This window comes from Desulfosarcina sp., from assembly GCF_033791525.1.
Classification (GTDB): Bacteria; Desulfobacterota; Desulfobacteria; order Desulfobacterales; family Desulfosarcinaceae; genus Desulfosarcina.
In genome coordinates this window covers 1-4,135 of the sequence record NZ_JASJGN010000295.1, presented here as the reverse complement: position 1 = coordinate 4,135, position 4,135 = coordinate 1, and the positions used below count along the sequence as shown (strand labels likewise).

Annotated in this window: 6 protein-coding genes; 3 read left to right on the top strand and 3 right to left on the bottom strand. The window is 58.0% G+C overall.

From position 1 onward, the window contains the following. Positions 1-345: CoA transferase (locus tag QNK41_RS14715; RefSeq protein WP_319258219.1), on the top strand; the 345-nt coding region annotated here is incomplete at its 5' end. Between the two features lie 20 nt (positions 346-365). Here the strand turns inward: QNK41_RS14715 and truA are convergent. The 3 genes from truA to QNK41_RS23090 are packed head-to-tail and all read right to left on the bottom strand — an operon-like array spanning position 366 to position 2,168. Further along, a complete protein-coding gene (gene truA, locus QNK41_RS14710; RefSeq protein WP_319258218.1) occupies positions 366-1,121 on the bottom strand; it encodes a tRNA pseudouridine(38-40) synthase TruA in 756 nt (251 codons plus the stop codon). A 13-nt stretch (positions 1,122-1,134) separates the two neighbouring features. Next, the gene (locus tag QNK41_RS14705) at positions 1,135-2,052 is read right to left on the bottom strand and encodes an AEC family transporter (protein WP_319258216.1); all 918 of its coding nucleotides are present in this window, start codon (positions 2,050-2,052) and stop codon (positions 1,135-1,137) included. A gap of 5 nt (positions 2,053-2,057) precedes the next feature. Continuing rightward, a complete protein-coding gene (locus QNK41_RS23090) occupies positions 2,058-2,168 on the bottom strand; it encodes a dual CXXC motif small (seleno)protein (protein WP_413815160.1) in 111 nt (36 codons plus the stop codon). Between the two features lie 408 nt (positions 2,169-2,576). Between QNK41_RS23090 and argJ the strand changes: the two genes are divergently transcribed. Together argJ and QNK41_RS14695 are read left to right on the top strand one after the other, a co-directional pair. Continuing rightward, on the top strand, positions 2,577-3,761 hold the full coding sequence (gene argJ / locus QNK41_RS14700) for a bifunctional glutamate N-acetyltransferase/amino-acid acetyltransferase ArgJ (protein WP_319258214.1): 1,185 nt from the start codon (positions 2,577-2,579) through the stop codon (positions 3,759-3,761). Between the two features lie 21 nt (positions 3,762-3,782). Beyond that, a partial coding sequence (locus tag QNK41_RS14695; RefSeq protein WP_319258213.1) for a S4 domain-containing protein occupies positions 3,783-4,135 on the top strand: 353 nt, incomplete at its 3' end.

Below are 4,135 nucleotides of genomic sequence, written 5' to 3'. Positions count from 1 at the left end.
GAGAAAATGGGGGCCAAAACCAGCCGGGAGTGGTTGCAGCTTTTCGAGGAGGCCGGTATCCCATGCGGACCGATCCTCGATATGGAGGAGGTGTTCGCATCTCCCCATGTCAAGGCCCGTGACATGACGTTCAATATGCCGCACCCCATCGAAAAGGAAATCCCGCAGTTGGGATTCCCGTACAAGTTCTCAGATGCGTCGCCGTCGGCAAGGCGTCGGCCACCGCTGCTGGGGGAACACACGGAGTTGATTCTTGGCGAGGAAATGGGCATGCAACGGGAGGACATCTTGAAACTGATTCAGGACAAGGTGCTTTTTGCGCCGTCTGAAAAACTGGTTGATTGATAGTGGGTTCAACGGTCAGGTCAGTCGTAGGCCACATCCATTAAAAAGAGCCCATGAGGGGGAGCCGTGGCACCGGCCTGTGAGCGGTCTTTGGATAGCAAAATCTCTTGGATGTCAGGAACAGATAGTTTTCCCAAACCCACTTCCACCAGCGTTCCTGCGATATTTCTGACCATGTACCGCAAGAACCCGTTGGCTTTTATATCATAGGTCAGATTGCCGCCGCCGGTTGCCTTGACGGTTGAATCGGTTACCGTCCGGACGGTATGATCCCGGGGGCTTCCTGTGCCCTCAAAAGCCTTGAAATCGTGAGTGCCTATCAGCATCCTGGCAGCCTGGGACATTGCCGCCGTGTCCAGCGGCTTACGGATGTGCCAGACGAACTGCCGGCCGATGGCCGGTGCCATGAACCGGTTGAGGATATGGTAGCGGTAATGCTTGGAGGTCACGTCGAAGCGGGCGTGGAAGCTGTCGGGCATCGGGTTACATGCGCTGACGACCACATCACCGGGCAGCAGGCTGTTCAGACCGTTGACAAAAACCTCCGCATCCAGGCGGGAACGGGTTCTGAAGCTGGCCACCTGGCCCAGGGCGTGGACGCCGGCATCGGTGCGGCCGGAACCGATGACGGTCACCTTTTCCCGGGTCATGATCGCCAGGGCTTTTTCGATGGTTTCCTGAACCGTGCGGTCTTTTTTCTGCCGCTGCCAGCCGTGGAAGCCGGAACCGTCGTATTCGATAATCAATCGGAATGTCTGTAGTGTGGCTTCACCCAAGATGCCTCTCCTCCTAACACGTCACTAGCTCAACGCGCATGGAGAAGAAAGACACCAGCGTGGACAGCACGATGGCCGCGGATGCAAATTCGGTGTCGCTGTTGAGTTGGGAAGAGAGCACGATGATGGCCGGCGAGGTGGGCAGGCTGAAAAAAAGCATGCCCACCTGAAAGGATAAGGGCGACGCATCAAAGGCCTTGAGAAAAAACCAGCCGACGACCGGCAGGACCAGCAGCTTGATGGCGGACCCTAAAAATGCGTGGCCCATGTGGTTTTTGAGGTTCTTCAGGGTCAACGTGCCGCCGATGGAGAGCAGGGCAAGGGGCAGCGTCACCATGGCGGCCAGGCGAAATGTGTTGTCCAGGAAAACCGGAAACTCACCGATAAATCGGGAATAGGCCATACCGGCGAGGCAGCCGATGATCAGCGGGTTGGAAACCAGTGCGCGCAGCGTGATGCGGAGCCGCTCGCGGGTGTCGATGGCCTGACCGGAATACCAGATCAAGGTGGATACGGCCAGTACGTTGACGATGGGAATGATGAACCCGATGAGAATGCCGTATTGCGATACGCCCGCTTCGCCAAGGGCGTTCAAGATCACGGCCATCCCCACGTAGGTATTGGACCGGTAGCAGCATTGTGAATACGAACCGGCTGCGAAATTCGACACATTGAACAATTTCAAGCAGACCGCGCTGATGAGGTAGACGATGGCCGCGGCGCATATGGCGGCACTAATCAGGTCGGTGGCGCTGTTGTCCACCGATGGAGTAGAACCGATCTTCCAGAAGAGCATAACCGGGAAAAAGATGAAATAGACCAGTCGGTCCGAGGACTTGAGAAACCGCTCGCCGGTCATATGAATGTGTTTGAGAAGGGCGCCCAGACCGATGAGCGCAAACACCGGGAACAGGTTGTTGAGGATCATCATGTCGGCTATATCCTGTCACAGCGCAGACCCGCCAACTGCTGCTCCATGGCATCGTCTATGAGGTGGATGAATCTTGCCAGCGGGTATTCGGCGCTGCACCCCGAGCAGCGGAAAATGACCGACCGTCAGGTTCGTTTCAGCGTCAGCGGGGTGAGGCAATTCTCACACATGGGTTTTTTTGCCATCGGGTGCTCCTTGGTTTTAAACCAACCGGCTTTTCGCAGCCGTTCACGGGTTCAGAGGTTCAGGGTTCAGGGTTCAGAGGTTTTGAACTTCGAACGCAAAACCTTGAACAATAGCTGTTAAGCTCATAAGCTTATGAGCTGATAGGCTCAAAGCTGAACCCCGAAACCAGAGACCAGAAACCATTTACCATAGACCAGAACCCAGACGGTGCGATCATGCAAACAGGCGCTTTTTATGCCATCTATCATCGGTTTGCAAGGGTTGTTGACGCTTTTCCCCGATTGACAACGGGCGATATTTGAGCAATGAAAAGCAAACCCGTTTAAAAGGATATTGCTATGGTTCCGTTGACCTGTAAAGGGTTCACTGCCTGCGGCATGGCCGCCGGCATCAAGAAAAACGACAGCCTCGATCTGGGCATGCTGGTGTCCGACCGACCGGCGCGGGTGGCGGCGGTGTTCACCCGAAACCGGGTCCAGGCGGCACCCGTGAAGCTGGACCGGGAGCGGGTCAAATCCGGTTCGGCCCGGGCGGTGATCGTCAATGCGGGCAATGCCAATTGTGCCAATGGCCCGCAGGGCCTGGTCGCCGCCGAAGCCATGGCCGCTGCGGCTGCCCGGGTGTTGAACCTGCCCGACGAGCAGGTGCTGGTGGCTTCCACCGGTGTGATCGGCGCCCCTTTTCCCATCCACAAGGTCGAGGCGGCCATGCCCGCCCTGGCCGGCGGCCTGAGTCCAAACGGGTTGCCCGACCTGGCCCGCGCCATCATGACCACCGACACCCGACCCAAAACAGGGGCGCGTGAAGGTTCGCTGGACGGTGTCTCCTACAGGATCGTCGCGGTGGCCAAGGGTGCCGGCATGATCCGGCCAGACATGGCCACCATGCTGTGTTTCATCTGCACGGACGCCGACATCCCCGTATCCAATATTCAAATGGTGCTGAAGCGGTCGGTGGACGGGTCTTTCAACCGCATCACCATCGACGGGGATTCCAGCACCAACGACACGGTGATTCTTTTAGCCAACGGCGCCTCCGGGGTTAGGATCGAAACGGACAACGATCGGGTCGACTTCCAGCGGCTATTGGATGACCTGTGCATGGATCTGGCCCGGCAGATGGTCAAGGACGGCGAGGGGGTCACCAAGGTGGTTGACCTGACGGTGTGCGGGGCCCGCTCCGATGAGGATGCCCGGGCGATTGCCGACACCATTGCCCACTCGCCGCTGGTCAAGACGGCCTTTTTCGGGGAAGACGCCAACTGGGGGCGAATCATAGCGGCGGCCGGGCGTGCCGGTGTTTTTTTGGATCCGGAGCGGCTGGATCTTTATTTTGACGATGTGCAGATGGTCAAAGACGGCACGGGCTGCGGCCCGGATGCCGAAGAAAAGGCCACCGGGGTGCTGAAAAAGCCGGAATTCTCCGTCGCCCTGGATCTGAATCAGGGCGAGGGGACGGCGAGCATGCTGACCTGTGACTTTTCCCTGGATTATGTGAAGATTAACGCCGATTACCGGTCCTGACGAAAGGCTGCACACCCCTCCATGGCATTGGTTCGCCTACAAAAATTCCTCTCCGAAGCCGGGGCCTGTTCCCGGCGCAAAGGCGAGGCACACATCCTTGCCGGCAACGTCACGGTCAACGGCGCAGTGGTGATTACATTAGGCACCAAGGTAGATTCCGAGACCGACGTGGTGCACCTCAACGGCGTGCCGGTGGGCAAACCGGATCGGCTCATCTATGTGATGCTCAACAAGCCCGAAGGTATTGTGGCCAGTTGCGAGCACCGGGGGGAGCCGGTGGTGACGGATCTGGTTGACCTGCCCGATCGTCTTTTTCCGGTGGGACGGCTGGACAAGGATTCCACCGGGCTGCTACTGATGACCAACGATGGCCG